This is a genomic window from Streptomyces sp. AB3(2024) (assembly GCF_041862025.1).
GTDB lineage: Bacteria > Actinomycetota > Actinomycetes > Streptomycetales > Streptomycetaceae > Streptomyces.
On record NZ_JBGWAB010000003.1, the window covers coordinates 42,143 to 68,130 of the forward strand.

Here is a 25,988-nt window from a genome sequence, read left to right on the forward strand (position 1 = left end):
CCTTGTTACGCGTCGGTAGCGCGGGCGGTGCGCGCATGGTGGTGCCTGTCGGTACAGAAATCCACCCTCGTGCAGCACCCCGGGACGCATGCGCCCCACCCCACCCGGAGCATTTCAACGGGCGGGTTGACCCATTTACCCGAGAAGATATGAATTGCGACCGGCAACCGCCGGTCTTCTTGCGTCAGCGCACTCGGGAGGATCTGCCGTGACCGTCAGTCTTGAGCAGTTGCGCCGCTGCCACGTCGCCGTCGACCTGGGGGCAGCCAGGACCCGCGTCTACGTCAAGGGAGCCGGACTGGTCGTCGACGAGCCCAGCGTCGCCGCGGTGAACACGCGGACCGGCGCGCTCATCGCCGTCGGCTCCTTCGCCGAGCGGATGACGGGCCGCACGCCCGACTACATCCGGGTCGTACGGCCCGTCTCAGGCGGCACCGTCGTCGACATCGAGATGGCCCAGCGGATGCTGCGTCACCTCCTCGGCGAGAAGCTGCGGCGCGCCCTGCGCCGCAAGCCCCGGCTGCGGGCCGCCGCCTGCACCCCGCACGACGCCGATCCGCTCGCCCAGCGGGCGACCGTCGAGACCCTCGTCGGACTCGGCGCCCGCCGCGTCGAACTGGTCGACACCCTGATCGCGGCGGCCGTCGGCTGCGGCCTGCCCGTGGAGCAGCCGACCGCGACGATGATCATGGTGTGCGGGGCGGCGGCCACCCAGGTGGCGGTCCTCTCCCTCGGCTCGATCGTCACCGCCGAGCGGATCCCCGTCGGCGGCGAGGCCATCGACCACGCCGTGGTCCAGCACCTGCGGCACGCGCACGCGCTGATGCTGCCGAGCCAGGCGGTGCGCCCCCTGCAACTGGCCCTGCACGGCAACGGCATCACCGCCGAGGGCCCGGCCTCCACCCTCATCCACGGCCGCGACGTGGCCACCGGACTCGCCCGCTCCGTCCACGTGGACACCGCCGCCGTCCGGGACGCCATCCACACCCCCCTGACCGCCGTCCTGGACGGCATCGGCAAGATCCTCCGGGAGTGCCCGCCCGACCTGGTCGCGGACCTGACGGACCGGGGGATCATGATGGTGGGAGGCAGCGCCCTGCTGCCGGGCCTGGACCAGATGCTGCGGGACGCGACCGGAATGCCCGTGGCCATCGCGGAACGGCCCGACGTGTGCGCCGTGATGGGTCTCGGCGCGATGCTCGAAGGAAAGATCGCTCCCATGGTCCTCAACCCGCTGTCCGAATGACGCCGGACCCACAGAATCCGGAACCCCGGCCGGCCGCGACACCGGCGGCAACGCCAACACCGGCACCGGCACCGGACGAGCCGTCCAGCCTGCCCGTGCTCCTGGAGGCGGTCCTCAACGTCGGTTCCGAGCTGGAGCTGCGGACCACCCTCCAGCACATCGTGGAGTCCGCCGCCGAACTGTGCGCGGCACGGTACGGCGCGCTCGGGGTCGTCGACCCCGAGCGCCTCCGGCTGACCCGGCTGTTCACCACCGGGATGAGCGAGGCCGAACGGGACGCCGTCGCCCGCCTGCCCGACGGGCGCGCCGGCGTGCTCGGCGCGCTCGTCGACGACCCGCGGCCGCTGATGCTGGACGACCTGACGAAGGACCCCCGCTCGGCCGGCTTCCCGGCCGGCCACCCGCCCATGCGCAGCTTCCTCGGCGTGCCCATCCGGGTGCACACCGAGGTGTTCGGCAACCTCTGCGTCACCGAGAAGGCCGGCGGCGGCTCCTTCACCGAGGAGGACCTCGCGCTGGTCCGGGTCCTGGCCTCACAGGCGGGCATAGCGATCGGCAACGCCCGCCTCTACGAGACCGCCCGCCGCCGGGAGCGCTGGATCGAGGGCGCCGCGGCCGTGACCACCACCCTGCTGGCGGGGCGTCCGGCGGCCGACGCCCTGATGTGCGTGGCCGAACGCGCCCGGCTGCTCGCGGACGCCGCGGCCGGGGTGGTGCTCCAGCCGACCCCGGAGGGCGGCATGGAGATCGTCGCCGCCTCCACGCACGGGGACCCCGGCGACCTGGTCGGCACGGCCATCGCCCCCGGATCGGCGGTGCTGGAGCAGCTCCTGGGCGGGGAGCCGGTCTTCATCGAGGACTCCGCGACCGATCCCCGGATGACCACCCACGTACGGGAACGCTTCGGCCCCAGCATGATGCTGCCGCTCCAGAGCGGCGGCCAGCTGATCGGCACCCTCGCCCTGCCGCGGGCCCGGGGCGGGCCGGCGTACGACGCGGTGGACCGGCTGCTGGCCTCGCAGTTCGCCTCGCAGGCGGCGCTGGCCCTGGTCCTGGCCGACGCCCAGCACGACCGCGAACAGCTCGCGGTGTACGAGGACCGGGACCGGATCGCACGCGACCTCCACGACCTGGTGGTTCAGCGGCTGTTCGCCACGGAGATGATGCTGGAGAGCACCCGGCGGCGCTCCTCCAACGCCCCGTCGGGGGACACGGTCGGGGAGGAACTGAGCCGGGCCGTGGACGAACTGGACTCCACCATCCAGGAGGTCCGCACGGCCATCTTCGCCCTCCAGCAGCCCCCGAGCGACGCCCCCGCGACCTTCCGGGGCCGGGTCCTGCGCGAGACCGGCGGGGCGGCGGTGCCCCTGGGCTTCCAGCCGTCGGTGCACTTCACGGGGGCGGTGGACGCGCTGGTCCCGGATCCGGTGGCGGACGACCTGCTCTCCGCCCTGCGCGGCGCCCTGGCCGCGGCCCACCGGCGCTCGGGGGTCACCTCCATCCAGGTCCGGGTGGACGCGACCCGGACCCGGGTCCGCCTGACGGTCACGGACGACGGCCGTACGGAGGCGGGGGCACGGGGGACGACGCGGCGGTGGGAGTCGGCGCTCTAGGACCCTCCGCCGTCGGGGCGGCGCCCGGCCCGCAGCAGCCGGCGACGCCTACGGCGGTCGCCGCCGTCGTCCGGCTCGCCTCCCCGGAGCTGGCGCCAGTGCGTGCGGTACAGCACGAAGTAGAGGGCCACCACCAGGGCGCACACCTGCATGCCGATGCCGAGCGCGAGGAAGGCCTTCTCGCTCGCCATGAGGCTGCTCATGAAGCCGAAGTTCATGCCGAAGAAGCCGGTCAGGAACGAGAGCGGCAGGAAGATCACTGAGACGATGGCGAGTCGGTTGATCACGAGGTTCTGCCGGTCGGCGACGAGGGAGGCGTAACTGTCGGCGGCCCGCCGGGTCTCGTCCCGCAGGGACTCGATCTCCAGCACCACCAGCCGCACGGTGCTCTCGTGCAGGCGGTGCAACACCCGCCGCTCCTCCGGGATCTCGCGGTGCGCCAACCCGCGACGCGCGAGGAACTCCTGCGCGACCGCGGCGTAGGGACGGAACGCACGGTACAGCTGGGCCGCGCGCCGACGCACCTGGGCCAGGCGGTGGACGTCCTGCGGCTCCCACTGCTCGAACATCGCCTCCTCGACGTCCTCGACCTCCAGCAGGGCCTGGGAGGCGGCCCGGCGGAACCCCTCCAGTACGCCGTGCAGGAAGAGGAACACCGTGGCCGCCGAGTCTGCGGGCCTGTCGTGCGGCAACCGTTCGACGAAGGTCTCGATCACCTCGACGGGCCCGTGGTGCACCGTGACGAGATGGTTCTCGCTGGCGAGCAGGTGGACGTGGACGATCCGGCTGCCGTCGACCACCGGCACGACACACCCGACGGTGCCCTCGCGGTACTCGACCCGCACGGGTTCCTGCGGTCTGCCGAGCCACTCCCAGGCCTCGTCGTCCAGTCCGAGCCCGCGGAAGAGCGGCTCCTCCTCGGGCGCGGGCCCCTCCTCGGGCCCGGGCTCCTCCTCGGGCCCGGGCTCCTCCTCGGGCCCGGGCTCCTCCTCGGGCTCGGGCTCCTCGCCCAGGTCGATGTCCACGATCACGAAGTCGGAAACCGCGAGCCGCTCCCGGGCTGCGGACAGGTCCGTGCGCGTGACGACGCCCTCCGGCATCGACACCACCGATACGATCATCGCCCCTCACCGAGGATGACAGTGCGCCGCCGGGCAGGCGGGTACGCCCCGGCTCCCCGCTTGCCGTCCCCCCGCTCCCCGGACGCGGGCGCGGGACTCCCCGCCCCGGACGTCCGGCGTCCACCGGCACGCTACCGCCCGAACCGGGCGGGGCGACGGTCCTGACCTCCGGGTCGCGGACATCCCGGCGACATCACCCGGCCGGGTCATCACCCGGCCGGATGCCTCGTGGCGGCCCTCAACGCGATCCGGGTACTGGACTGCGCCACCCCGGCCTCCCGCTTGAGCCGGCGCAGCAGCGCGTCGAGCGCGGCGGGGTCCGCGGCCCGCGCCCGCACGAGGTAGTCGTACTCCCCCGTCACGTGCACCACCTCGGTGATCCCCGCGAGGGTGGCGACCCGCTGCTCGAACTCCTCGTTGGTCGTGTCCTGCCGCAGGACGAGGTCGATGAAGACCACGAGCCCGCCCCGGGTGTCGGCGGCCGGATCCACGATGACGGTGAACCCGCGGATCACCCCGTCCCGCCGCATCCGGCGCACCCGGTCGGCGGTGGCGTTGGCACTGAGCCCGACGCGGACGCCGAGGTCGCGGTACGAGATCCGCGCATCCTGCTGCAGGATGCCGAGGATTTCCCTGTCGAGGCGGTCCATACCGCGATTCTCGCAGCCGGAGCCGATATGGGCCGCCCACCGGGTGCCCCCGCACCCCACCCTCCCCTCCATGAGCGAACTCTTCTCCCCCGCCCTGTCGGGCGCGGTCGCGGGCCTGGGCGTGGCGATGCCGATGGGCGCGATGAGCGTGCTGCTGCTCCAGGAGGCGATGCGCCACCGCCGCACGGCGGTGGCCGCGGCGGCGGGCATCGCGGCGGTCGACCTGGGCTACGCGGCCCTGGCCACCGCGGTGGGACCGTGGGTGGCCTCCCGGGTCTCGCCCGTCGAGGCCTGGATCCGCCTCGTCGCGGCCGCGGTCCTCCTGTCCATCGCCGTCCACGCCCTCCACCGTTCCGCCCGTCCAGCCCCCGCCGCCCCTTCGGCCCCGCCCCCACCGCACGAGGCCCGGGACCCGGGAGGCGGCGCCGGGGCCGGCGCCGTCAGGGCGTTCGGCCGGTACGTCGGCCTCACCGCCGTGAACCCCACCACCGCCCTCTACTTCGCCGCCCTCACCACCGCCCAGGCCTCCGCCCTCACCACCCCCGCCACCGCCGGCGCCTTCCTCGTCGGCGTCGCCGCCGCCTCCCTCCTGTGGCAGCAGACCCTCGTCGCCCTCGGCGCCTTCGCCGGCCGCAGGGTCTCCCCCGCCGCCCGCGCCTGGACCTTCCGCCTCGGATACGGCCTCGTCGCGGCCTACGCCCTGAAGATCGCCTTCCCCCTGCCTGACCTGACATGACCCCATAGGGTGAATCCGTGACGACGACCCGCCTCTCCGCCCGCGCCGCCATCGCCGCCCTCGCCGACCCCGGCAGCTTCACCGAACTCCCGGCGCCCCCGAGGGAGTCCGCCGACGACGGCCCCCTCGGCTGGACCGGCTACGACGCCTCGCGCGCCCGCGCCACGGCCCGTACCGGCGAGCAGGAGTCCGTCGTCACCGGCACCGCCCGCGTCGGGGGCCGCGAAGCCGCCCTGATCGCCTTCGAGTTCGGCTTCCTCGGCGGGTCGCTCGGCGAAGGCACCGGGGACCGCCTCGAAGCCGCCTACGCCCACGCCCGCGCCCACCGTCTGCCCCTGGTGTCCCTGATCGCGACCGGCGGCTCCCGCATGCAGGAGGGCATGCTCGCGCTGACGCAGCTCCAGCGCGTGGCCCGGCAGTGCGTGCTGACCCGCGCCGCCGGCCTCCCGCAGATCGCGGTGCTGCGCGACCCCACCACCGGCGGCGGCTGGGCCACCCTCGGTGCGGGGGCCGACGTGGTGCTCGCGCTGCCCGGGGCCCAGGTCGGCTTCGCCGGGTCCCGGGTGCGGCCGGCGGACGCCGATCCGGCGGCCTACACCGCCGAGGGGCAGTACGCCGCCGGGCACGTCGACGCCGTCGTGCCGCCCGGGGAGCTCCCGGCCGTCCTCGCGGACTGGCTGCGCGTACTGGCCGCGCCCCGCGCCACCGCGCCCGTCGAGCCCCCGGCCGCGCTGGCCGGCGTAGCGCCCCCGGAGACCGGCTGGGACGCCGTCCGGCAGGCCCGGCACCCGGACCGCCCACACGCGCAGGCGTACCTGGAGGCGTACTTCGAGCTGCGCCTGCCCCTGCGCGGGGACCGCTCCGGCGGCGCCGACCCCGGCATGCTGTGCGGCATCGGGCTGCGCGGGGGCCGGGCGGTGGCGTACGCGGCCCAGTGCGGCACCGCCACCCGCCCGGCGGGCTACCGTACGGCGGCCCGCGTGATCCGCCTCGCGGACCGGCTGGGGATCCCGGTGCTCACCCTGGTGGACACCCCGGGAGCGGCCAACGACGCCGCCGCCGAGCACGCGGGCGCCGGCCCGGCCATCGCCGACACCTTCGCGGCGCTCGCGGCGGCAACGGTCCCGGTGACCACCCTGCTCATCGGCGAGGGCGGCTCGGGCGGGGCGCTGGCCCTGGCCGCCCCGGGGAACACCTGGGTCACCCCTGACAGCTACTTCTCCGTCATCGCCCCGGAGCTGGCGGCGGCCATCCTCAAGCGCCCGTCCGCGGAGGCCCCCGCGACGGCGGACCAGCTCCGCATCCGCCCCCAGGACCTGGTCGCCCTGGGGGTGGCGCGGGGCGTGGTGGCCCCGGCGGCCGACGTCTAGACGCGGCGCGGCAGCTTCACGTCCACCCTGTACAGCCGGGTGATCTGCTGCGGGAACTCGTTGTCGTCGCTGGCCAGCAGCAGCCGCACCCGCCCCGATCCGTCGATTCCGGTGGCGGCCATGCCCTCGATGTTGTCCACCAGCGGATGGTTCTGCGGCAGCTTCGACGGGGCGCCGAGCGTCGGGCAGTCGTTGAAGTCGCCGATCGGCGACTTGCGGGCGAGCCGCAGGCCGTGGCCCTCGGTCAACGTCTGCGTCCGCGAGGTGTCGTCGGCACCCAGCGGATCGGCCACGTAGAGCCGCGCGGTGATGGCGAACTGCTGCGTGAAGCCCCGCTCCAGCACGATCAGCCGTCCGTCCCCGGTCGGCGCGAGCTCGACGAGGCCGTGGCCCGCGTCGACGGGATACGCGTACTGGCGGCCCAGGACGAACTCCCCGTTCCCGCGCCGCTCCCAGGTCTGGATCCGCTGGAGGGCGCGCCCCCGGGCGTCCTTGCCGTCCCCGGCGAGCGGCCCCTCCGAGGCCGCGACCAGGGTGTGTCCGCCGGGGAGCAGGGTGAGGGACTCGAAGGTCTGGTTGACCGTGGCGCGTCCCTGCGGCGCGACCCGGAAGGCGGGCGGGACCGGGAGGACGGAGAGCACCCGGCCGGTGCGGTCGTAGCGGCGGATCGCGGGGGCGGTCTCGTCGGTGACCAGGTAGGTGCCGTCGCGGTCGACGACCACGCCCTCGGAGTCGGTGACCGCTCCCGCGCCGTCGGTGAGGGGCAGCCGGCGCGTGGCGCGGGCGGTGGGGGTGTCCCCCGCGGGCCACGTCCAGCGTGTAGAGGGCCGACCGGTCGGACACGGCGGCGACCTTGCCGTCCCGGTCGAGGGAGAGACCGGAGATGCCCCCGACGGGCTTGCCGTCGAGGAGGGTTTTGTCGAGGGAGTCGGAGAACCCTCGGACCGTCATGCGGGGCGAGCAGGCCCGTCGTCGGCGCGGGGGGCCGCGAGGGCGTGGGGCGTGAGCGCCGCGGTGAGGGCGGCGGTGGCCACCGCGGCGGTGACGAGCGCGCGAAGGCGCATGGAGGCCTTCCTCCTGGTTCGGCCGGATCACCCGCGTCAGCACGGGCGAGGGAGTACCGAACTGTCATATGTCTGATCGAAAGGAATCGGAAGGCCTGGCAACGACGCGGCAACGAACCCGCCAACTCCCCTTCACACTCCCGGAGCCGGCCCGACCCCGAACCGGCCGCGGCCGCGGGCTCAGGCCTGCGGGGAGCGGGCGTCGTAGCGGGCGAAGGCGCGCCAGCGCGCGGCGAGCAGGCCCAGCACCAGCACGCAGCCCAGGCCCCCGCCGGTGATGGCGACGGCCGGAGAGGTCAGATCGGCGACGGTTCCGGCGAGGAAGTCCCCGAGCCGGGGCCCGCCCGCGACGACCACGATGAACACGCCCTGGAGCCGGCCCCGCATCCCGTCCGGGGTCGCGGTCTGCATCATCGTGGAGCGGAACACCATCGAGATGGTGTCGGCGCATCCGGCCAGCGCCAGGAACAGCAGCCCGAGCCACAGGTTCCGGGTCAGCCCGAAGACGGCGATGGCCAGCCCCCACCCGGCGACGGAGAGCAGGATCGCCAGCCCGTGCCGCCGGATCCGCCCCTGCCAGCCGGAGAACAGCCCGCCCAGCAGCGCACCCACGGCGGGCGCGGCGACCAGCAGGCCGACCGTCTTGGCGTCACCGCCGTACCAGAGCACGGCGATGGCCGGGAACAGCGCCTTCGGCTGGGCCAGCACCATGGCGGCCAGGTCGGAGAAGAAGGTCATCCGGATGTTCGGCCGGGTCCCGAGGAAGCGCAGCCCGTCCAGGACCGAGGCCCGCCCCCGGCGCCCCTCCGGCAGCATCGACGGCAGCCGCCACATGGCGTAGAGGGCGGCGACGAAGGTCACCGCGTCGATCAGGTACGCCGCCTGGTACCCCCACCAGCCGACGATCAGTCCGCCCAGCACCGGGCCCGCCATGGTCCCGGTGGTCATGGTGACGGAGTTCAGCGCGTTGGCGGCGGGCAGTTGCTCCGGGGGCAGCAGCTTCGGGATCATGGCGGACCGCGCGGGCCCGTTCAGCGCTCCGCAGACCGCCTGGAGCGCGACGACGGTGTACAGCAGCCAGACCCGGTGGTAGTCGAGCAGCGCGGCGGCGGCCAGCCCGATCGACAGGACGGTGAGCCCCGAGGCGCTGTAGAGGCCGAGCTTGCGCCGGTCCACGGTGTCGGCGATGGCCCCGCCGTACAGACCGAAGGCGACGAGCGGGACGAGCGAGAAGAGGCCGACCAGTCCGACCGAGAAGCTGGACCCGGTGATCTCGTAGACCTGGAGCGAGATGGCCAGGGCGGTCATCGCCTGACCCATCCAGGAGATGGTGCTGCCCACCCACAGCCGCCGGTAGTGGGCGGAGCTGCGCAGCGGGGTCAGGTCGGCGAATATGCGCCGCCGGGCGCGGGGCGGGGAGGCGGTACCGGTCACAGCGGATGATAACCACCGCCCTGTCGGGTGGCCCTGGAGCGCGGGTGGTCCTTCACACACCCGCAACGTCCTCCCCACCCGGATCCGCGGCCCCAGAGCGGGATCGGGCTTGCCGCTAACCCGCCACTATCACCCGACATTTGACCGAATCGACGTAGCCGTCCGGCCTCCCGTTCGGCTCATGATGAAAGTTCGTATGTCCAGGGAGGCGTAGTGATCGAACCTGGCAACAGCACCACAAGCACCAGTGACACCGGCCACACCGGCCGTACCGGCGCCCCCGGCGCCCCGGGCTCCGCCGGCAGAAGCCTGCGCGTCGCGAGCGGTGTCACCACCCCCCTCACCGTGGGGGTCGAGGAGGAGTTCCTGCTCGTCGACGCCCACACCCTGCGGGTGGTCCCCGCGGCCCCGCTCGTCCTCACCACCGCCGCCGGACTCCCCCAGCAGGTGCACGCCGAGGGGACCCGGTACCAGGTGGAGCTCGCCACCCCGGTCGCCGAATCGGCGGCCACCCTGCGCGCGGACCTCGTCGGCCTGCGGCGCACCCTCGCCGCGGCGGCCCGCGCGCACGGCTGCCGGCTGCTGGCCGCCCCTTCGCCCGTCATGGCCGTGGAGGGGCCGCTGCACCTGACCGACGACGAGCCGCGCCAGCGCGAGCAACACCGCCGGTTCGGCGCCCTGACCGACACCCTGGTCAGCTGCGGCCGCCACATCCACATCGGCACCCTCGACGTGGACACGGCGGTGGCCGTGTCCAACCGGGTCAGACCATGGCTGCCCACGCTGATCGCGCTGGCCGCCAACTCCCCCTTCTGGGGCGGCCGCGACACCGGCCACTCCAGCTGGCGGGCGATGGCCTGGTCGGGCTGGCCCTCCGCGGGCCCGCCCCCGCACTTCACGTCCACGGCCCACTTCCGGCGCTCGGTGCAGACCCTGCTCGGCTCGGGGGCGGCCCTGGACACGAAGATGGTCTATTGGGACCTCCGCCCGTCCGGGAACTGGCCCACGCTCGAAATCCGGGCGCCCGACATGTCCCCGGACATCGACACGGCCGTCCTCCAGGCCGAGCTGGGCCGCGCCCTGGTGGCGACGGCCCTGCGCGAGCTCGCGGAGCAGCGGCCCGATCCGCCCGTACGGGACGACGTACTGCGTCTCGCGCGCTGGCGGGCGGCGCACGACGGGCTGGAGGGCTTCGGCCTGGACCCGTACACGGGTGCCGAGCTCCCGGCGGCCGATCTCGCGGAGGCCCTGCTCGACCTGGTGGCCCCGGAACTGGCCGCGGCCGGTGACCTCGACCACGCGGCGAAGACCCTCGGCGGTCTGCTGCGCGACGGCTCGGGCGCGGCCCGCCAGCGCGCGGCGTTCGCGCGCCGGCACGACCTGACGGACGTACTGCGTCACCTGGTGGAGGAGACGGAGAACTTCTAGACCCCGGGCCCGGGGTGACGCGGCCGCGGGTGTGCAGGACGGGCACCCGCGGCCGCCTCGCGTACGGGACCGGGCCGGGGCCACGACCTCACCACGGGCAGCTGGAACCGGTTCGGCAGCGATCCGGCGCGGCCCCGGACGGGACCTCTCTCAGAGCCGGCCCCGCTGGGCGGCCCGGAGACCGGCCTCGAAGCGGCTCGTCGCGTCGAGGCGTTCCATCAGCCCCGACATCTGGCGGCGCACGGTGCGCGGGGAGACTGGATGGCGTCGAGCCCGACGAGCCGCTCGGCGCCGTCGGTCTCGGTGTTCGGCCGCAGGGTCGCGAACTCCGCGACGGCCACCGCCACGCCCCAGGTGATCGACTGGGACTCGGCGCCCACGAACAAGGCCGTCATCGGCTGGGACTGACCCCCCGCGGCCCCGAGCCGCCCCCCCACACACACGAAAGGCGGCCCCAAGGGGTCGCCTTATCGTTTCTGCATGCCGTGTGTGCAGAGGTGGGGCGGGTGGGACTCGAACCCATTTCAGTGACGCGTCTCACCTGCGAAGATGCCGAAGGAACGGACATACCCTCCTGTTTCCATCCGGCTGAGTCCTCCTCGATCCTGCTCAATCGGGGACTGTTAGGCGTTCGCCACACCGCTTCCTCTGTGTCCCCCCGCTCCTACCCGTACCGGCGGAGCTCAGGAAGACTCTGTCCGCCAGCACCGCCGAATCACTGCACAGGTTGCTACGGGCCCCCGCGTCCTGGCCCTTGTTCGCCCACTGCTCGCAGTTACGCTGCGTAGTGCCGCGCCTGTGGGCTCGGGCCCTCGGGCACGAGTACACACAGCTAACGGCGGCCGCGCATCCGGCCCTCACCAAGCGCGGCCGTCCGGAGGGAGCTCGTCCGTCTCCTGCTGTATACGGTGCTGGGCGGAGTCCGCGAGGTCGCGGTAGAACTGTTCCTCGACGCTTCCCTTGGCGCATCCGTCGGCCAGCTCACTGGCCTTCGAGTGTTCCTCGACATCCTCAGGGTAGGGCTGGCCGGGTGTCCCAGCGCGCATTCCGCTGTTGCTGGCGTTGTACAGAGCGCCCCCCATTCTCTTCAGGCTGGCGTCTCCGTGGCGGTCCGCGGCACGCAGGCAGCGGCGTACGAACCCGACGTCCCAGACGAGCGTCCGGGGGGCCTTGGACAGCATCGCTGCGGCGACCCTGATCTTCGCGGGGTCGCTGTTGTCGAGATACTCGTCAATCACGTCAGTCACCCGAGCGTCGTAGGGCCCGGCTACAAGCCCGAAGATGTGGGCTCCCAGGTAGCGCCTGCGGGTGGATTCCGGGTCGGCGGCGATCCAGTCGCGAATCTGTCGCAGCAGGTGCGGGAAGTCGTCGTGATCGCGGAACGGCGGTGTCACGTGCCAGCGGAAGGGCAGGGGGGAGTGCATGCCTGTCACTTGGCGTGGTGCGGACTCCACCCTGGCTTCGAGCAGTTCGATGACGGCGAAGGGCGCAGTGCGGGCGAGTTCTGCGAGGAACCGGCCGATCTCGTAGCCGTCGATGGACGGTGCCGCGGCCAGGGCGGCGAGGAATGCCCTCTGCTGGTCCTTGGAGAGATCCGACCAGGACAGTTCGCTGTACGGGGGACCTGCTATGGCCATGACGAACGCGTCGAGGTCCGCTGTCTCCACGGCGGGCGATGCGGTGAGCAGTTCGACGGCCAGGTCCTTGCGCTGCGCGGCGATGACGTGCACGGCGCCGAGAGCGGCCCTGCGCACGATGCTGTCCCCGTGGGCGGCGAGTTCCCGCAGCAGGTCCCCCTCGCCGTCCAGCAGATCGCCGCGACCGCGCTGGTCACCAAAGGCGTGCGCCACTTCCCGGGCGAGTTCGGTGTTCTCCGAGCCCATGAGCGTCCGGCCCCAGTGGACCGCGCGGTCACCGGCGGCGTGCCCCATCGCAGCGAGAGCGACCGACACCAGGGACGCCAGCGAACTCTCGGGCGTGACCATGGCCTGCTCGCAGATGGCTTCGCCGACGGCCGAGCGGTGGGTGACCAGCGTCCAGATGAATGACCGGGCCCGTCCGCTGTCCGTGCCGAATACCCTGCCGTTCTCGCTGAGCAAGGCATCGACGCGCGCGGCAATCTCATCGTCTGCCCAGTCAGCGAGAGCGGCCATCACGTCGCTGAACAGAGCGTCTTGCGCCGCACGCCGATCCGAGACGTCGGAGTAGACGGCCGGGTCGGCCGGTCCGCCGTGCAGCGCTCGGGCGAGCTCGTTGTCCGGTGAGGTGGGGATCGCACTCAACAGATCCTCGGCGGGGCGGCGAAGGCCGTCGGGGCCGTACTGCGCGAGCCAGCGCAACTCGGTGCGCACGGCCACCAGGATCGCCGGTGGCAGGGCATGCTGGACGATGTACCGGTGCAGCCGGTCGACGGTGCTCGCGAGGTGCGGGATCCACGGCTGTCGTACGTCGTCCGTCACCGTCAGCCCGAAACCGCCAAGTGGCAGGCTGAGGGCGTTGCCGATCAGGGAGCGGGCCGCCGAGGCACGTTCGAGCTGCGGGTGTCCCAGCTCCTCGAACGCCAGGTCCAGCGCCACTCCGCGCATGTCCAGGACCCCCCTGGTAGGGGCCAGCACGTAGTGGCGGAAGGTCAAGGTCCAGGTGGTGGGCGTCCACAGCTCGTCGTGGCCTTCTGCGGCCAGCACAGGGGCGAGCACACTCAGCGGCTGGTGGACGGACGGAGTGGCGGGTGCGCGGGCCAGCCAGCGCTCGACCTGGCTGACGAGGATCTGCTGGTACTCGGTGGGGCCCCAGCGGGTGTAGCCGGCCAGTTCCTCCAGAATCCGCATGGGGTGCGAGGGATGCTGGGGCATGGGGCGCGGGTCGTCGCGGCCAAGGTTCCAGAGAAGGGTGGCCGCCTGCGGCAGGAACTCCAGATGATGGGCGGCGGCTTGGAGGGCAGGGGCCAGGGCATAGCGCACTTCTGTGTCAGTCCACGTGCGGGTAAATCCGAGCCCGACTTCTGCCGTGACGGGGTCGCAGGGGTTGTCCACTGCCCACGTGGCTAGGTCGAGGGCACGTCTTGGTTGGAAGAAGGCGATCTTCGCCACGACCTCCAGCAGGCTTGCCCGCTCCCGTGCGTCCGCGGCGCAGAACGCCGCCGTGATCTGCTCCCACAGGGGCTCGATCAGCCCGCCGGTGCCGGTGCCCTGTTGCTGCTGTTGCCAGTCCACACGGCCGGTGTTCACCACCAGGTTGACCAGCGCGCTGCCTTGGCCGGCTTCCATGGCTCTGGCGAGGTAGCCCGTGGGCAGCCCTGTGCTGCTGTGACGCGCCTCCTTGGCGAGCAGGGCGTCACCCAGCAGGTCCGGCACCAGACGCACGGTGGTGCCGTGGCGCAGCACCACCCCGGCGTCCTCCAGGGTCTCCAAGTGCCGGGCGGAGACGTCAAACGGCAACCCGGTCAGGGCCTCCAGTGATGCACGGACGTCTGGTTCCGCAAGCCGTACAGGCTGGAACGCGGCGAGGGCGGGCAGCAGTTCCCGGGGCACCTGGCCGGATGCCGGATCGGCGGTCAGCGCCTCGGCGAGCCGGTCCGTAAGTTCCAGGTGTAGCTTCTCGTCGCCTTCGAATCTCCGGGGATCTAGCTTTCCGCGGTTGATCAGCGCCGCGCCGGTAACGATCAACAGCGGGCAATCCCGTGCCGCTGTGGCGAGCCTCGGTGCGTGGAGCTGTACCGCTTCGTCCAGAATCTCGCCAGCCAGGGAGAGGGCGTCGTCGAACTCCAGGTCTTCGATGTCGACCACAGTGGCCTCGGTCGCGTGCGTGCCAGCCCGGGTCAGCGCGTGGCGGGCATGGGCCTTGCCGTAGGGTCGGAGTGAGAGCAGTACGTTGGCTGAGCCGTTGGCGCTCCGGACCCCAGAGATGATCTTTTCCAGGGGGAGGGTGTCGTCGTGTGCGTCGTCGATGATCACCAGCAGGCTGCCTGTGCTCGGCAGCTCCTTGAACGCGCCGGGGCCTATGGCGGAGTCGGGGCCGAGCACTCGTACTTCGACAGCGGGCTCTGCCTCGCGCAGCGCTTCACATAGGGCCGTCACGATCTTCGTCTTCCCGGCTCCGCCCCTGCCGACGAGGAGCGCGACGCCTCCTTGCTCCTTCCTGGCAAAGGAGACGAGGCATACCATCGGCTGTTCCCGTCCGACGAGCCGCCAGCGGTGCGTGTAGACCCGGCCCTTGTTCACCTGGCGAAGGTAGTCGTCTGGTTTCATCCAGGGATCCGGCTCCGCCGGCCCCTTCTGCGGGAACTCGAACCGCAGGCCGACCGCATCGCCTTGGATGAATGCGCCCCGGAAGTCGATGTGGTCCCCTCGATACGAGGTCTCCGCGCTGTCCTGCATATGCCGCTCCATGGCTTCCGCGACGGCTTGCGCGATGTGCGGATCGGGGGCGAGCAGGTCCGCCGCCACCTGGACGATCCAGGACCGCACCGCCTCCTGCTGGGCGGGCTGGGCAGCTGCTTCGGTAAGCACTTGCGCGGAGGCGCAGGGGTCATGTTTCAGCGTCCGCGCCAGTTCCTCCACCCGCCGACGCCCAGCCTCCCCGCCGGCGCCTTCGGCCAAGGCCGTCAAGAACGCCTCCAGAAACGGCACCGGCAGCGCGTCGTTCATCTGCTTCTTCCCTCCCCCGCTCCACACAGGCGGGCCGCTCGGAGCCGTCAGCCAACGGTAGAGGTTCAGGCCGCACCGTGCGTCGGCCTGGCGTACAACACGATCTGCATACCGAGGCCGGCCACCGCCAGCGCCTCCAACACCGACAGGGCGACAAGCAACCCGCCGCCCGGTCCGCCGGCCCAGAACACCAGCAGCCCTGCCAGCGGCAGCGCGCAGAACGCCGTCAAGTCCACCAGGCACTGGAAAGTCTTGCGGGAGCGGCGGCGCGCGTCGCCGCGATGGGCTTGCTCCCATCCGAAGGCCGCAAAATCACCTTGGGAGCCTGCCAGCTGTGTCAGACGGGGACCCAGTTCGTCTCGGACGTACCGTCCGATCGCGGAGATCTTCTCGTCGTTCACCAGGTACGTCCACCCCAGAACGATGCACACCGGCGGCACGGCGAGCAGCATCGATGGCTGTTTGGCCTGCGCCGCAGCCGCGATGATCGCGGCGGTGACCGCGAGCGTCACGTAGAGAAGGTTGTCGCGGAACCCGATACGTGCCTTCTGCTCGTCCTTGACGCTCTGGTACTCGGCAAGCAACAACTTCCCGACACTGACGCCCTCTTCCGGCTCCGCCACAGCCCCATCCTCCCTGCCCAACGCCCCGCGTATGGCGATGATGTGGCGATATCATAGGTCCGTGCCCAAGACCCAACCCATCGCAGTGATCCTCACCGCGCTTGCGGTGGAGTACGACGCCGTACGGGACCACCTGGCGGATGCCGAAGAACTCGTCCACGACGACGGGACCCGGGTGGAACAAGGCCGGCTCGGGAACACGCCCTGGAACGTGGCGATCGCAGAGCTGGGCGTGGGAGCCGTCAACTGCGCCGCGCTCACCACGCAGATCGTCAACTGGCTCCGCCCGCAAGTGCTGCTGTTCGTAGGGGTCGCGGGCGGCCTCAAGAACGACATCGCAATTGGTGACGTCGTGGTCGGGACGAAGGTATACGCCGTCCACGGCGGCAAGCACACCCCGCAAGGATTCCACCCCCGGCCCGACGCGTGGAACGGCGCGCATCGGCTGCTGCAGACGGCCCGTGCGGTGCTGCGGGACATGAAGGACGACGTACGCGGCCACTGCAAACCGATCGCGTGCGGTGACGTCGTCCTGGCCGACGACAAGTCCGCGTTCGCCGAGTACATCCGACAGACCTATAACGACGCCTGCGCCATCGAAATGGAAGGCTCCGGCGCCGCCCACGCCGCCCATCTCAACGGCCAGGACGCCCTTGTGATCCGGGGCATCAGCGACCGCGCCAATACCGACAAACACGAGGCGGATGCTTCGGGATCACAGGAGTGGGCCGCCAAACAGGCGGCCTCGGTGGCGATGGCCATCCTCCACAAACAGCAGCCACGCGACGACTCCCCCCGCTCTGAGGAGCGCCGCCCTCACAGCCACACAACCACAGCCACCTACGGCGGCGACCACATCGACTTCCGAGACAGCACGTTCCACGGGACCGTCATCGGTAAGACCTCCGGTCCGCACCTCGACAACGGACGGCGCAGCTAGGTTCTGCCTCTCCGATCGCGATCGGAGAGGCCGACCGTGATCGCCTCGCCCAGGACTCCCCATCCCTCTGCAGTAGCTGTCACATAACAGAGTGTGACATCAGGGCGTGCGTGCGGCACTCCTCTTTCCACAGCGCCCGACGAAGGCGGCCCCAGCCGTACTGCGCCCCGCGGTTCTCGGGGACCAAGACCTAGCACGAGCACTCCATTCCGGCGCGGGCCGGGAAGGAACCTACGCGATCGAGGTCGGGCCGAGGACGTCGACGATGGCGTCCAAGGCGGCCCGCCACGGGAACGGAGCCGGGTTGCCCTGGCCCGGCGGCGGCGAGGCCCCCGGGGATCGCCTGCGGGGCTACCTGGCGGCGTACTGAAGCCGACGGACAGGCCACCCACAACGGCTGGCCGACCCTACGTGCGGATGCCGCATCAGGGTGAGCCCGGCGTGGAATTCGCCCCGTTATGTGGATATCCACGCCCTACTTGGCCACGTCGGCTACCTGAGCTGATCGCGCGTTGTTCGAACTCATTAAGGAGTCAGGCGCGTAGGTCTCGCTGCTGCACTTCCTTGAGGACCGCCGCCACCGTGGCGAAGTCGTTGTCCACATGGAGCACCGTATGGCCGTGATGGACCGCTGTCGCACACACCAGGAGATCGATGGCTCCGGCGGAGCGGTGTTGCCCTCGCTGGGTGAGCTTGTACTGCGCGGTGTCGACCCAGCGCCACGCGTTCTTGGGGACCGGCGAGAACTGGCAGAGATCATCCAGCTCTTCGGCCAACTCATCGCGGTGGGCAGGGCTTGTGGCCGAGTAGAGGAACTCCACCCTCGTGGGCTCGCAGATATGGAACACGCCGGCGGCGATGTGCCCTTCCCAGGACCGCAACGCCCCCGGCGTACGGAAGAGGTGCCACAGGGCGGACGTGTCGAGGAGGTACGTGATCACTGGAAGGCAGCCCGCCGGGCGTGCTTCGCAGCGGCATGCGCCGCAGCCGCAGTCTCGAACTCGCCCCGCTCGCCCCGCGCGGCCAGCTTCTCGGCAGCCTCCAGCCGCTTGATGCGCGCCACGTAGTCCCGCAGCGCCCCGTTGACGGTCTCCTTCTTCGTCGAGACACCCATCAGCCGCATCGCCTCGGCCAGCGCCTCATCATCGAGATCGATCTGGGTAACAGACATACCGGCCACCTCTCACCGAGTCCATGATGTACATAACCAATCTACATCACCAACATCCCCCGAGACGGCCCATCGCGCACGAATCAGACGCGGCCCGACCGCCGAGCGGGCGGCCGCAAGGTGCGAGCCACAGGCCCCGCAGCGGCCGTGGGACCGTCATTGACCCTCCCGCCAACCCTGGACTGCAAAAGCCCAGGTCACAGCCACTCAAGGCCCCTCTTCGATGTGCAAAGACCCGCGTTCGCCACACCTCCGTGAGGCGTCCGCCACACGCAAAACGACCCCGGAAAACACGTATCCCCAGGTCAGAACGATTCTGCCTGGGGACACTCGGTGGGGCGGGTGGGACTCGAACCCACGGCCGACGGATTATGAGTCCGCTGCTCTAACCGGCTGAGCTACCGCCCCTTTACGGCGTGGCGCGTACATGTGTGCGCGCCGTCTGCCGCAGCATAGCCGCTCATACGATCTCCTGCTTCGGATGCCTCGCATGATCGGCTTCGCCTGTGCAGAGAGACCGCGCCGAGTGCTGCCCGGTTCCTCGTTCAGGGCAAAAAGAAAGAGGACCCACCCGGGGTCCTCTTCTTTCCTGCTCCCCCGACTGGACTCGAACCAGTAACCTGCCGGTTAACAGCCGGCTGCTCTGCCAATTGAGCTACAGGGGACCGCGCTCCCCCGACTGGACTCGAACCAGTAACCTGCCGGTTAACAGCCGGCTGCTCTGCCAATTGAGCTACAGGGGATTGCTGCGGTGCACCGAACAGCCCACCTCCGGCCTTGCCGGGGGGCGAGTGCCCGTTGCGAGTCATAGATTAGCGCAAGCAGGGGGGTGCTCCGCCAATCGGTATCGACGGCCGGCCGGGCACCACACGACGAAGGGTGACAGGCATGCGGTACAAGGTCACGTTCGTGGTCGGACTGGCCCTCGGGTACGTGCTCGGGACCCGGGCCGGACGGGAGCGGTACGAGCAGCTGAAGAAGTCGGTCCGGGGCTTCGTGCAGAACCCGGCGGTCCGCAACGCCGCCGAGACGGCCGGCCAGAGCGGGCGCGCCTTCGCGGGCAAGGCGTTCACCGTCGTGGGCGACAAGGTGGGCGGCGCCGTGCCGGAGTCCCTCTCCGTGCGGGTCCGCGTCCTGCGTGGCCGGGGCGGCACCGGTTCCGAGGACGAGTGGGGCACCAGCAACACCTGAGGGCCGCTGCGGACGCGTCGAGTCCGGCCCGGCGTGCGGCAGAATTCTCCGCATGGGGATAGTCGCCGGGCTGGACAGCTCTTCCACCTTCACTCGCATCGTGGTCTGTGACACCGACACGGGCGCCGTGCTGCGCCAGGGCTACGCGCCCCATCCGCAGCCCGCCGGTGAGACGGTCCCCCACGAAACCGATCCGCAGGCCTGGCTGCTCTCCCTCGGCGAAGCCGCCGGCGGCGGGCTGCTGGAGGGCGTCCAGGCCATAGGAGTCTCCGCGCAGCAGCACGGCGTCCTGCCGCTGGACGGGCAGGGCGCGCTCGTCCGGCCCGCCCTGGTCGGCAACGACAAGCGCGGCCAGGTCGCCGCCGCCGACCTCGTCGAGGCGCTGGGCGGCCGGCAGGCCTGGGTCTCGGCCGTCGGCTCCGTCCCGCACTCCGCCCAGCCGATCACGAAGCTCGCCTGGCTGGCCCGTACCGAGCCGGAGGCCGCACGGCGGGTGGCGGTGGTGATGTCCCCGCACGACTGGCTCGTCTGGCAGCTGCTCGGCCGCCCCGCCCGCCGCACCACCGACCGGGCCGGGGCGTCCGGGACCGGCTACTGGTCGGCGGCCACCGGTTCCTACCGTCCCGACCTGGTCGAGCTCGCGCTCGGGCACCAGGCGCTGCTGCCCGAGGTGCTCGGGCCCGCCGACGCCGCCGGGACGACCCCCGAGGGGCTGCTGATATCGGCCGGGACCGGGGAGACCACGGCCGCCGCGCTCGGCCTGGGCCTGGGGCCCGGCGACGCGGTGGTCTCGCTGGGCGCTTCGGGCTCGGTGATGGCGGTCCACCACGAGGCGCTGATGGAGCCGAGCGGCCTGATCACCTCCCTGGCCGACGCGGGTGGCATGCACCTGCCGGTGGTGAACACCTCGAACGCGGTACGGGCCCTGCGCGGCACCGCCGAAATGCTGGGCACCGACCTGGAGGGCCTCAGCGCGCTCGCGCTCAAGTCGACCCCCGGTGCACACGGACTCGTGCTCCTGCCGTACCTGGAGGGGGAGCGCACCCCCAACCTCCCGCACAGCGCGGGCACCCTGTCGGGGCTGCGCCGCGACTCGATGAAGCCCGAACACCTCGCGCGGGCGGCCTTCGAGGGCATGCTCTGCGGGCTGGTGGACGCCCTCGACGTGCTGCGCCACCGGGGGGTGCCGATCCGGCGGGTGTTCCTGCTGGGCGCGGCGGCCGAGCTGCCCGCCGTACAGGCCGCGGCCCCGGGGCTGTTCGGCACGCAGGTCGTCGTCCCCGCGCCCGCGGACTACGCGGCGCTCGGCGCCGCACGTCAGGCGGCCTGGGCGCTCGGGGTGCGGCAGGGCACGCTGGCCCCGCACACCCCGCCGGTCTGGCCGGCCGCGGCGGCGCAGGTCTTCGAGCCGGGCGAGGAGTTCCCGGCCTGGCAGGCGGTGCGCCAGCAGTACGCGACGACGCGCGAACAGCTCCACCCGGGCGCCTTCCAGGGCTAGGCCGCGCCGTCCGGTCCGCGCCGCCGGCCCCGCGCCGGGGCCCTCCCCCGGACCCGGCGCGGCGTAGGTCGCGGGGTGCGCGGTGGCCTACTCCTTTTGACCGGGCTTTGCGAAAACGGGTGGGGATCACCCCTTCGGTTGACACAAGATGGACCAAACCCCCTCGATCATGCCGACCGGAGCCTGCGCGTGCTCATACGACTTTTGCGGACCTACCTCGGCCCGTACCGGAAACCGATCACCATACTGGTGCTGCTGCAGCTGCTGCAGACCAGCGCGAGCCTCTACCTGCCCACCCTCAACGCGGACATCATCGACAACGGTGTCGTCAACGGCGACACCGGTTACATCCTGCGCTCCGGCGCGCTGATGCTCGGCGTCTCCCTCGTCCAGCTCGTGTGCAACATCGGCGCCGTCTACTACGGCGCCCGCACCGCGGCCGCCCTCGGGCGGGACGTCCGCGCCGCCGTCTTCGACCGGGTGCAGAGCTTCTCCGCCCGTGAACTGGGCCAGTTCGGCGCACCCTCGCTGATCACCCGGACGACGAACGACGTCCAGCAGGTCCAGATGCTGGCGCTGATGACCTTCACGCTGATGGTCGCGGCGCCGATCATGTGCGTCGGCGGCATCGCCATGGCGCTCTCCCTCGACGTGAAGCTGTCGGGCGTGCTCCTCGCGGTGGTGCCCGTGCTCGGTCTCGCGGTCGGTGCGATCGTCTTCAGGACGCGGCCGCTGTTCCGCCAGATGCAGGACCGCCTCGACACCGTGAACCGGGTGCTGCGCGAGCAGATCACCGGCAACCGCGTGATCCGCGCGTTCGTCCGCGACGGCTACGAGGAGGAGCGGTTCCGCACCGCGAACTCCGATCTGACCGGCGTCTCGCTCGCCTCGGGCAAGCTGCTGGCGCTGATGTTCCCGACCGTCCTCGTCGTCGTGAACATCTCCAGCGTGGCCGTCATCTGGTTCGGCGCGATGCGCGTGGACAGCAACGGCATGGAGATCGGCCAGCTGACGGCCTTCCTGGCCTATCTGATGCAGATCGTCATGTCCGTGATGATGGCCACCTTCATGTTCATGATGGTGCCGCGCGCCGAGGTCTGCGCCGAGCGCATCCAGGAGGTCCTGGACACCGAGTCCAGCGTGGTCCCGCCGGCCGAGCCGGTCCGCAAGCTCCTGCGGCGCGGGCAGCTGGAGCTGCGCGGCGCCGACTTCCACTACCCGGGCGCCGAGGCGCCGGTGCTGCGCGGGGTGGACCTGGTGGCCCGCCCCGGCGAGACCACCGCGGTGATCGGCTCCACCGGCAGCGGCAAGTCCACGCTGCTCGGCCTGGTCCCCCGGCTCTTCGACGCGACCGGCGGCGACGTGCTGGTCGACGGGGAGGACGTGCGCCGACTCGACCCGGAGCTGCTGGCCAGGACGGTCGGCATGGTCCCGCAGAAGCCGTACCTCTTCTCCGGAACGGTCGCCTCCAACCTCCGCTACGGGCGCCCGGACGCCAGCGACGAAGAGCTGTGGCACGCCCTGGAGGTGGCCCAGGCCAAGGAGTTCGTCTCCGCGCTGCAGGGCGGGCTCGACGCGCCCATCTCCCAGGGCGGAACGAACGTCTCCGGCGGCCAGCGCCAGCGCCTGGCGATCGCCCGCACCCTGGTGCAGCAGCCCGAGATCTACCTCTTCGACGACTCCTTCTCCGCCCTGGACTACGCGACGGACGCTGCGCTGCGCTCGGCGCTCGCCCGCGAGACCGAGGAGGCGACGGTGGTGATCGTGGCGCAGCGGGTCTCCACGATCCGCGACGCCGACCGGATCATCGTCCTCGACGAGGGCCAGGTGGTCGGCGAGGGCCGCCACCACGAGCTGATGGCCGGCAATGAGACCTACCGGGAGATCGTGCTCTCCCAGCTGACGGAGGCGGAGGCAGCATGAGTGGGCCCGGAGGACGGATGATGGCGGGCCCGGCCCAGAGGTCCATGGACTTCAAGGGGTCGGGCAAGCGGCTGCTGCGGCAGCTGGCGCAGGACCGGGCCAAGCTCTGGGGCATGGTCGCGGCCGTGTTCGCGAGCGTGGCCTGCGCGGTGGTCGGACCGAAGATCCTCGGCGAGGCCACCGACCTGGTGTTCGCCGGGATCGTCGGCCGGCAGATGCCGGCCGGCATATCCAAGGAGCAGGCCCTGGAGGGTCTGCGCGCCAAGGGTCAGGGCGGGATGGCGGACATGCTGTCCGGCACCGACTTCACCCCGGGCGAGGGCATCGACTTCGGTGCCGTCGGGATCGTGGCGATCTGGGCGCTGGTGGTGTTCACGCTGGCGGGGCTGCTCATGCTGGTCGCGACGCGTCTGTCGAACCACGTCATGAACGGCACCGTGTACCGGATGCGCGAGGAGCTCCAGGCGAAGCTGTCGCGGCTGCCGCTGTCGTACTTCGACAAGCAGCAGCGCGGCGAGGTGCTCAGCCGGGCGACGAACGACATCGACAACGTCGGGCAGACCCTGCAGCAGACGATGGGTCAGCTGCTGAACTCGCTGCTGACGATCGTCGGCGTGCTGGCGATGATGCTCTGGATCTCGCCGCTGCTGGCGCTGGTCGCGGTGCTGACCGTGCCGGTCTCGATCTTCATCGCGGCGAAGATCGGCAAGAAGTCACAGCCGCATTTCGTGGCGCAGTGGAAGAGCACCGGCGCGCTGAACGCCCACATCGAGGAGATGTACTCCGGCCACACCCTGGTGAAGGTCTTCGGGCGGCAGAAGGAGTCGGCGGCGGTCTTCGCCGAGCAGAACGAGGAGCTCTACCGGGCCTCCTTCAAGGCGCAGCTGGTCAGCGGCATCATGCAGCCGGTGATGTTCTTCATCTCGAACATCAACTACGTGCTGATCGCGGTCGTCGGCGGTCTGCGGGTGGCTTCGGGCACCCTGTCGATCGGTGACGTGCAGGCCTTCATCCAGTACTCGCGCCAGTTCTCGATGCCGCTGACGCAGGTGGCCTCGATGGCGAACCTGGTGCAGTCGGGCGTCGCCTCGGCGGAGCGGGTGTACGAGCTGCTGGACGCGGAGGAGCAGGAGCCCGACACGGAGGTTCCGGAGCGTCCGGAGCAGCTGCGCGGCCAGGTCACCCTCGACAAGGTGGCCTTCCGCTACGAGCCCGACAAGCCGCTCATCGAGAACCTCTCGCTGAGCGTGGAGCCGGGCCAGACGGTCGCGATCGTCGGACCGACGGGCGCCGGCAAGACCACGCTGGTCAATCTGCTGATGCGGTTCTACGAGGTCACGGGTGGGGAGATCGCCCTCGACGGGGTGGACATCGCGAAGATGACCCGCGAGGAGCTGCGGTCCGGGATCGGCATGGTGCTCCAGGACACCTGGCTGTTCGGCGGCACGATCGCGGAGAACATCGCCTACGGCGCCTCGCGCGAGGTCACCCGCGCGGAGATCGAGGAGGCCGCCCGTGCTGCGCACGCCGACCGCTTCGTCCGCACCCTGCCGGACGGCTACGACACGGTGCTGGACGACGAGGGCGCGGGCGTCAGCGCGGGCGAGAAGCAGCTCATCACGATCGCGCGGGCGTTCCTGTCGGACCCGGTGATCCTGGTGCTCGACGAGGCGACGAGCTCGGTGGACACCCGTACCGAGGTGCTGATCCAGAAGGCGATGGCGCGCCTGGCGCACGGCCGTACGTCCTTCGTGATCGCGCACCGGCTGTCCACGATCCGCGACGCGGACGTGATCCTGGTGATGGAGAACGGCTCGATCGTGGAGCAGGGCACGCACGAGGAGCTGCTCGCCTCGGACGGCGCGTACGCGCGCCTGTACGCGGCGCAGTTCGCGCAGGCGGTCGCCGAGGTCGACTAGCCGAAGCCGTCCGGGACCGGCCGGGTTCGGCCGGGTTCGGCCGGGCCCGCGGCAGGAGCGGCACGAAGGGGGCGTCCCGCGGGGCGCCCCCTTCCGCGCGTCCGGGCGGGCCCGTCAGTCCAGGTAGCCGCGCAGCTGGTCGGCGAAGGCGTGGTCGCGCAGTTTGTTGAGGGTCTTGGACTCGATCTGGCGGATCCGCTCGCGGGTCACGCCGAAGATCCGGCCGATCTCCTCCAGGGTGCGCGGCCGCCCGTCGGCGAGCCCGTAGCGGAGCTGGACCACCTTGCGCTCGCGCTCACCGAGGGTCGACAGCACCGCTTCCAGGTGCTCGCGCAGCAGGAAGAACGCGGCGGACTCCACGGGGGAGGCGGCGTCGCCGTCCTCGATGAGGTCGCCGAGGGCCACGTCGTCCTCCTCGCCGACCGGCGCGTGCAGGGAGACCGGCTCCTGCGCGAGGCGGAGCACCTCCAGCACCCGCTCGGGGGTCAGCTCCAGGTGAACGGCGACCTCTTCGGCGGTGGGCTCGTAGCCGCGCTCCTGGAGCATGCGGCGCTGGACGCGCACGACGCGGTTGATCAGCTCCACGACGTGGACGGGCACGCGGATGGTGCGGGCCTGGTCGGCGAGGGCCCGTGACATCGCCTGCCGGATCCACCAAGTGGCGTAGGTGGAGAACTTGTAGCCGCGGGCGTAGTCGAACTTCTCGACGGCCCGGATCAGTCCGAGGTTGCCCTCCTGGACCAGGTCGAGCATGGTGAGGCCGCGTCCGACGTAGCGCTTGGCGACGGAGACGACCAGGCGCAGGTTCGATTCGATCAGCCGGCGCTTGGCCATCCGGCCCATCACGACGAGCCTGTCGAGGTCCACGGCGAGCTGGGAGTCGAGGTCGGCGGCGCCGCCGAGCTTCTCCTCGGCGAAGAGGCCGGCTTCCACCCGCCGAGCGAGGTCGACCTCCTCCACGGCGGTGAGCAGCGGGATCCTGCCGATCTCGCGCAGGTACTGCCGGAAGAGGTCCGCGGAGGGTCCGGCCCCGCCGCCCTCCGCGCCGCGGGCCCGCGGCGGGGGCGCGTGCTCGATCGGTTCCAGGGCCTCGGGCCCCTCGTCGGCCGCTCCGTCGTCGACCGCTCCGTCCTCGGCCGCCTCGGCCGCCGGATCCGCCGCTTCGTCCACGGCCTCGTCCACGGCCTCGTCCGCCCTTCGGGCCTCGGGAGCGGCGGCGGTCCGGGCCGTGCCGGTCGCATCGGCGGTGTCGTCGGCGGGCCGGCTCGCGTTCACGGTCAGGGTCTGGGTCTGCACGGGGGCGACCTCCAGGGCTGGCGAGGACTCAAGCACCGCACCTCAGTGTGGGGTACGACACATCGCTGCCACGAGGGGCGTGCGAGCACTTTCTGAGTCCGGTGCGTGACCGGATGGTT

20 protein-coding genes and 3 tRNA genes are annotated in these 25,988 nt (G+C 71.6%); 11 read left to right on the top strand and 12 right to left on the bottom strand.

Annotation, left to right across the window (positions count from 1 at the left end; genetic code table 11):
* The first annotated feature begins 208 nt into the window (after window positions 1–208).
* Window positions 209–1,246, top strand: coding sequence for a rod shape-determining protein (locus ACEPPI_RS01925; RefSeq protein ID WP_356210634.1), 1,038 nt, complete (start codon window positions 209–211; stop codon window positions 1,244–1,246).
* Window positions 1,243–2,859 (top strand): GAF domain-containing protein, encoded by a 1,617-nt coding sequence (locus ACEPPI_RS01930; RefSeq protein ID WP_373913495.1) that lies wholly within the window; start codon window positions 1,243–1,245, stop codon window positions 2,857–2,859. Before ACEPPI_RS01925 ends, ACEPPI_RS01930 begins: the two co-directional genes overlap by 4 nt.
* Here the strand turns inward: ACEPPI_RS01930 and ACEPPI_RS01935 are convergent.
* Both ACEPPI_RS01935 and ACEPPI_RS01940 read right to left on the bottom strand, forming a co-directional pair.
* Window positions 2,856–3,980, bottom strand: a complete 1,125-nt coding sequence (locus ACEPPI_RS01935; protein WP_373913496.1) for a CorA family divalent cation transporter — start codon at window positions 3,978–3,980, stop codon at window positions 2,856–2,858. The genes ACEPPI_RS01930 and ACEPPI_RS01935 overlap by 4 nt on opposite strands.
* Window positions 3,981–4,189: 209 nt before the next feature.
* Complete coding sequence (locus ACEPPI_RS01940) at window positions 4,190–4,630, bottom strand: Lrp/AsnC family transcriptional regulator (RefSeq protein ID WP_371678652.1); 441 nt, start codon at window positions 4,628–4,630, stop codon at window positions 4,190–4,192.
* A gap of 70 nt (window positions 4,631–4,700) precedes the next feature.
* Between ACEPPI_RS01940 and ACEPPI_RS01945 the strand changes: the two genes are divergently transcribed.
* Both ACEPPI_RS01945 and ACEPPI_RS01950 read left to right on the top strand, forming a co-directional pair.
* On the top strand, window positions 4,701–5,366 hold the full coding sequence (locus ACEPPI_RS01945) for a LysE family transporter (protein ID WP_373913497.1): 666 nt from the start codon (window positions 4,701–4,703) through the stop codon (window positions 5,364–5,366).
* A gap of 17 nt (window positions 5,367–5,383) precedes the next feature.
* A complete protein-coding gene (locus ACEPPI_RS01950) occupies window positions 5,384–6,736 on the top strand; it encodes a carboxyl transferase domain-containing protein (RefSeq protein WP_373913498.1) in 1,353 nt (450 codons plus the stop codon).
* On the opposite strand, the gene ACEPPI_RS01955 is transcribed toward ACEPPI_RS01950, so the two are convergent.
* Entirely contained in the window at window positions 6,733–7,503 is a 771-nt protein-coding gene (locus tag ACEPPI_RS01955; RefSeq protein ID WP_373913587.1) for an esterase-like activity of phytase family protein, read from the bottom strand. The two genes, ACEPPI_RS01950 and ACEPPI_RS01955, sit on opposite strands and share 4 nt — an antisense overlap.
* Before the next feature lie 477 nt (window positions 7,504–7,980).
* Window positions 7,981–9,234, bottom strand: a complete 1,254-nt coding sequence (locus tag ACEPPI_RS01960) for an MFS transporter (RefSeq protein ID WP_373913499.1) — start codon at window positions 9,232–9,234, stop codon at window positions 7,981–7,983.
* Window positions 9,235–9,447: 213 nt separating this feature from the next.
* On the opposite strand from ACEPPI_RS01960, the gene ACEPPI_RS01965 reads away from it, so the two are divergent.
* The gene (locus tag ACEPPI_RS01965; RefSeq protein ID WP_373913500.1) at window positions 9,448–10,662 is read left to right on the top strand and encodes a glutamate--cysteine ligase; all 1,215 of its coding nucleotides are present in this window, start codon (window positions 9,448–9,450) and stop codon (window positions 10,660–10,662) included.
* A gap of 261 nt (window positions 10,663–10,923) precedes the next feature.
* Window positions 10,924–11,070 (top strand): hypothetical protein, encoded by a 147-nt coding sequence (locus ACEPPI_RS01970; RefSeq protein ID WP_373913501.1) that lies wholly within the window; start codon window positions 10,924–10,926, stop codon window positions 11,068–11,070.
* Window positions 11,071–11,519: 449 nt separating this feature from the next.
* Here ACEPPI_RS01970 and ACEPPI_RS01975 read toward each other — a convergent pair whose 3' ends face one another.
* The gene (locus ACEPPI_RS01975; protein WP_373913502.1) at window positions 11,520–15,308 is read right to left on the bottom strand and encodes a hypothetical protein; all 3,789 of its coding nucleotides are present in this window, start codon (window positions 15,306–15,308) and stop codon (window positions 11,520–11,522) included.
* A 65-nt stretch (window positions 15,309–15,373) separates the two neighbouring features.
* Entirely contained in the window at window positions 15,374–15,931 is a 558-nt protein-coding gene (locus tag ACEPPI_RS01980; RefSeq protein ID WP_373913503.1) for a hypothetical protein, read from the bottom strand.
* 61 nt (window positions 15,932–15,992) lie between these two features.
* Here ACEPPI_RS01980 and ACEPPI_RS01985 point away from each other — a divergent pair, with 61 nt between their 5' ends.
* Window positions 15,993–16,871: a 5'-methylthioadenosine/S-adenosylhomocysteine nucleosidase gene (locus tag ACEPPI_RS01985; protein WP_373913504.1), complete on the top strand. Its 879-nt coding sequence runs from the start codon at window positions 15,993–15,995 to the stop codon at window positions 16,869–16,871.
* Between the two features lie 533 nt (window positions 16,872–17,404).
* On the opposite strand, the gene ACEPPI_RS01990 is transcribed toward ACEPPI_RS01985, so the two are convergent.
* From ACEPPI_RS01990 to ACEPPI_RS02010, 5 genes are all read right to left on the bottom strand, one after another.
* The gene (locus ACEPPI_RS01990) at window positions 17,405–17,812 is read right to left on the bottom strand and encodes a PIN domain nuclease (protein ID WP_373913505.1); all 408 of its coding nucleotides are present in this window, start codon (window positions 17,810–17,812) and stop codon (window positions 17,405–17,407) included.
* On the bottom strand, window positions 17,809–18,042 hold the full coding sequence (locus ACEPPI_RS01995; RefSeq protein ID WP_373913506.1) for a type II toxin-antitoxin system VapB family antitoxin: 234 nt from the start codon (window positions 18,040–18,042) through the stop codon (window positions 17,809–17,811). The genes ACEPPI_RS01990 and ACEPPI_RS01995 overlap by 4 nt, the downstream gene beginning before the upstream one ends.
* 334 nt (window positions 18,043–18,376) lie before the next feature.
* Window positions 18,377–18,450: transfer RNA gene (locus tag ACEPPI_RS02000), tRNA-Ile, on the bottom strand.
* A gap of 184 nt (window positions 18,451–18,634) precedes the next feature.
* A tRNA-Asn gene (locus ACEPPI_RS02005) sits at window positions 18,635–18,707 on the bottom strand.
* Between the two features lie 5 nt (window positions 18,708–18,712).
* A tRNA-Asn gene (locus tag ACEPPI_RS02010) sits at window positions 18,713–18,785 on the bottom strand.
* Between the two features lie 145 nt (window positions 18,786–18,930).
* Here ACEPPI_RS02010 and ACEPPI_RS02015 point away from each other — a divergent pair.
* The 4 genes from ACEPPI_RS02015 (at window position 18,931) to ACEPPI_RS02030 (ending at window position 24,573) form a co-directional block, all read left to right on the top strand.
* Window positions 18,931–19,233, top strand: coding sequence for a YtxH domain-containing protein (locus ACEPPI_RS02015; RefSeq protein ID WP_373913507.1), 303 nt, complete (start codon window positions 18,931–18,933; stop codon window positions 19,231–19,233).
* Window positions 19,234–19,285: 52 nt separating this feature from the next.
* On the top strand, window positions 19,286–20,731 hold the full coding sequence (locus ACEPPI_RS02020) for an FGGY family carbohydrate kinase (protein ID WP_373913508.1): 1,446 nt from the start codon (window positions 19,286–19,288) through the stop codon (window positions 20,729–20,731).
* A 189-nt stretch (window positions 20,732–20,920) separates the two neighbouring features.
* Window positions 20,921–22,654, top strand: a complete 1,734-nt coding sequence (locus ACEPPI_RS02025; RefSeq protein ID WP_373913509.1) for an ABC transporter ATP-binding protein — start codon at window positions 20,921–20,923, stop codon at window positions 22,652–22,654.
* Window positions 22,651–24,573 carry an ABC transporter ATP-binding protein gene (locus tag ACEPPI_RS02030; protein ID WP_373913510.1) on the top strand — a complete coding sequence of 641 codons (1,923 nt, stop codon included), beginning with the start codon at window positions 22,651–22,653 and terminating at the stop codon, window positions 24,571–24,573. Before ACEPPI_RS02025 ends, ACEPPI_RS02030 begins: the two co-directional genes overlap by 4 nt.
* 114 nt (window positions 24,574–24,687) lie before the next feature.
* Here the strand turns inward: ACEPPI_RS02030 and ACEPPI_RS02035 are convergent, their stop codons facing one another.
* Complete coding sequence (locus ACEPPI_RS02035) at window positions 24,688–25,869, bottom strand: RNA polymerase sigma factor (protein WP_373913588.1); 1,182 nt, start codon at window positions 25,867–25,869, stop codon at window positions 24,688–24,690.
* Between the last annotated feature and the right edge of the window lie 119 nt (window positions 25,870–25,988).

Excerpts from the sequence above, each read along its gene's own strand:
- ACEPPI_RS01930 (WP_373913495.1), top strand. The coding sequence starts at position 1,243 with ATGACGCCGGACCCACAGAATCCGGAACCCCGGCCGGCCGCGACACCG.
- ACEPPI_RS01935 (WP_373913496.1), bottom strand. The coding sequence starts at position 3,980 with ATGATCGTATCGGTGGTGTCGATGCCGGAGGGCGTCGTCACGCGCACG.
- ACEPPI_RS01940 (WP_371678652.1), bottom strand. The coding sequence starts at position 4,630 with ATGGACCGCCTCGACAGGGAAATCCTCGGCATCCTGCAGCAGGATGCG.
- ACEPPI_RS01945 (WP_373913497.1), top strand. The coding sequence starts at position 4,701 with ATGAGCGAACTCTTCTCCCCCGCCCTGTCGGGCGCGGTCGCGGGCCTG.
- ACEPPI_RS01970 (WP_373913501.1), top strand. The coding sequence starts at position 10,924 with ATGGCGTCGAGCCCGACGAGCCGCTCGGCGCCGTCGGTCTCGGTGTTC.
- ACEPPI_RS01975 (WP_373913502.1), bottom strand. The coding sequence starts at position 15,308 with ATGAACGACGCGCTGCCGGTGCCGTTTCTGGAGGCGTTCTTGACGGCC.
- ACEPPI_RS01995 (WP_373913506.1), bottom strand. The coding sequence starts at position 18,042 with ATGTCTGTTACCCAGATCGATCTCGATGATGAGGCGCTGGCCGAGGCG.
- ACEPPI_RS02015 (WP_373913507.1), top strand. The coding sequence starts at position 18,931 with ATGCGGTACAAGGTCACGTTCGTGGTCGGACTGGCCCTCGGGTACGTG.
- ACEPPI_RS02020 (WP_373913508.1), top strand. The coding sequence starts at position 19,286 with ATGGGGATAGTCGCCGGGCTGGACAGCTCTTCCACCTTCACTCGCATC.
- ACEPPI_RS02030 (WP_373913510.1), top strand. The coding sequence starts at position 22,651 with ATGAGTGGGCCCGGAGGACGGATGATGGCGGGCCCGGCCCAGAGGTCC.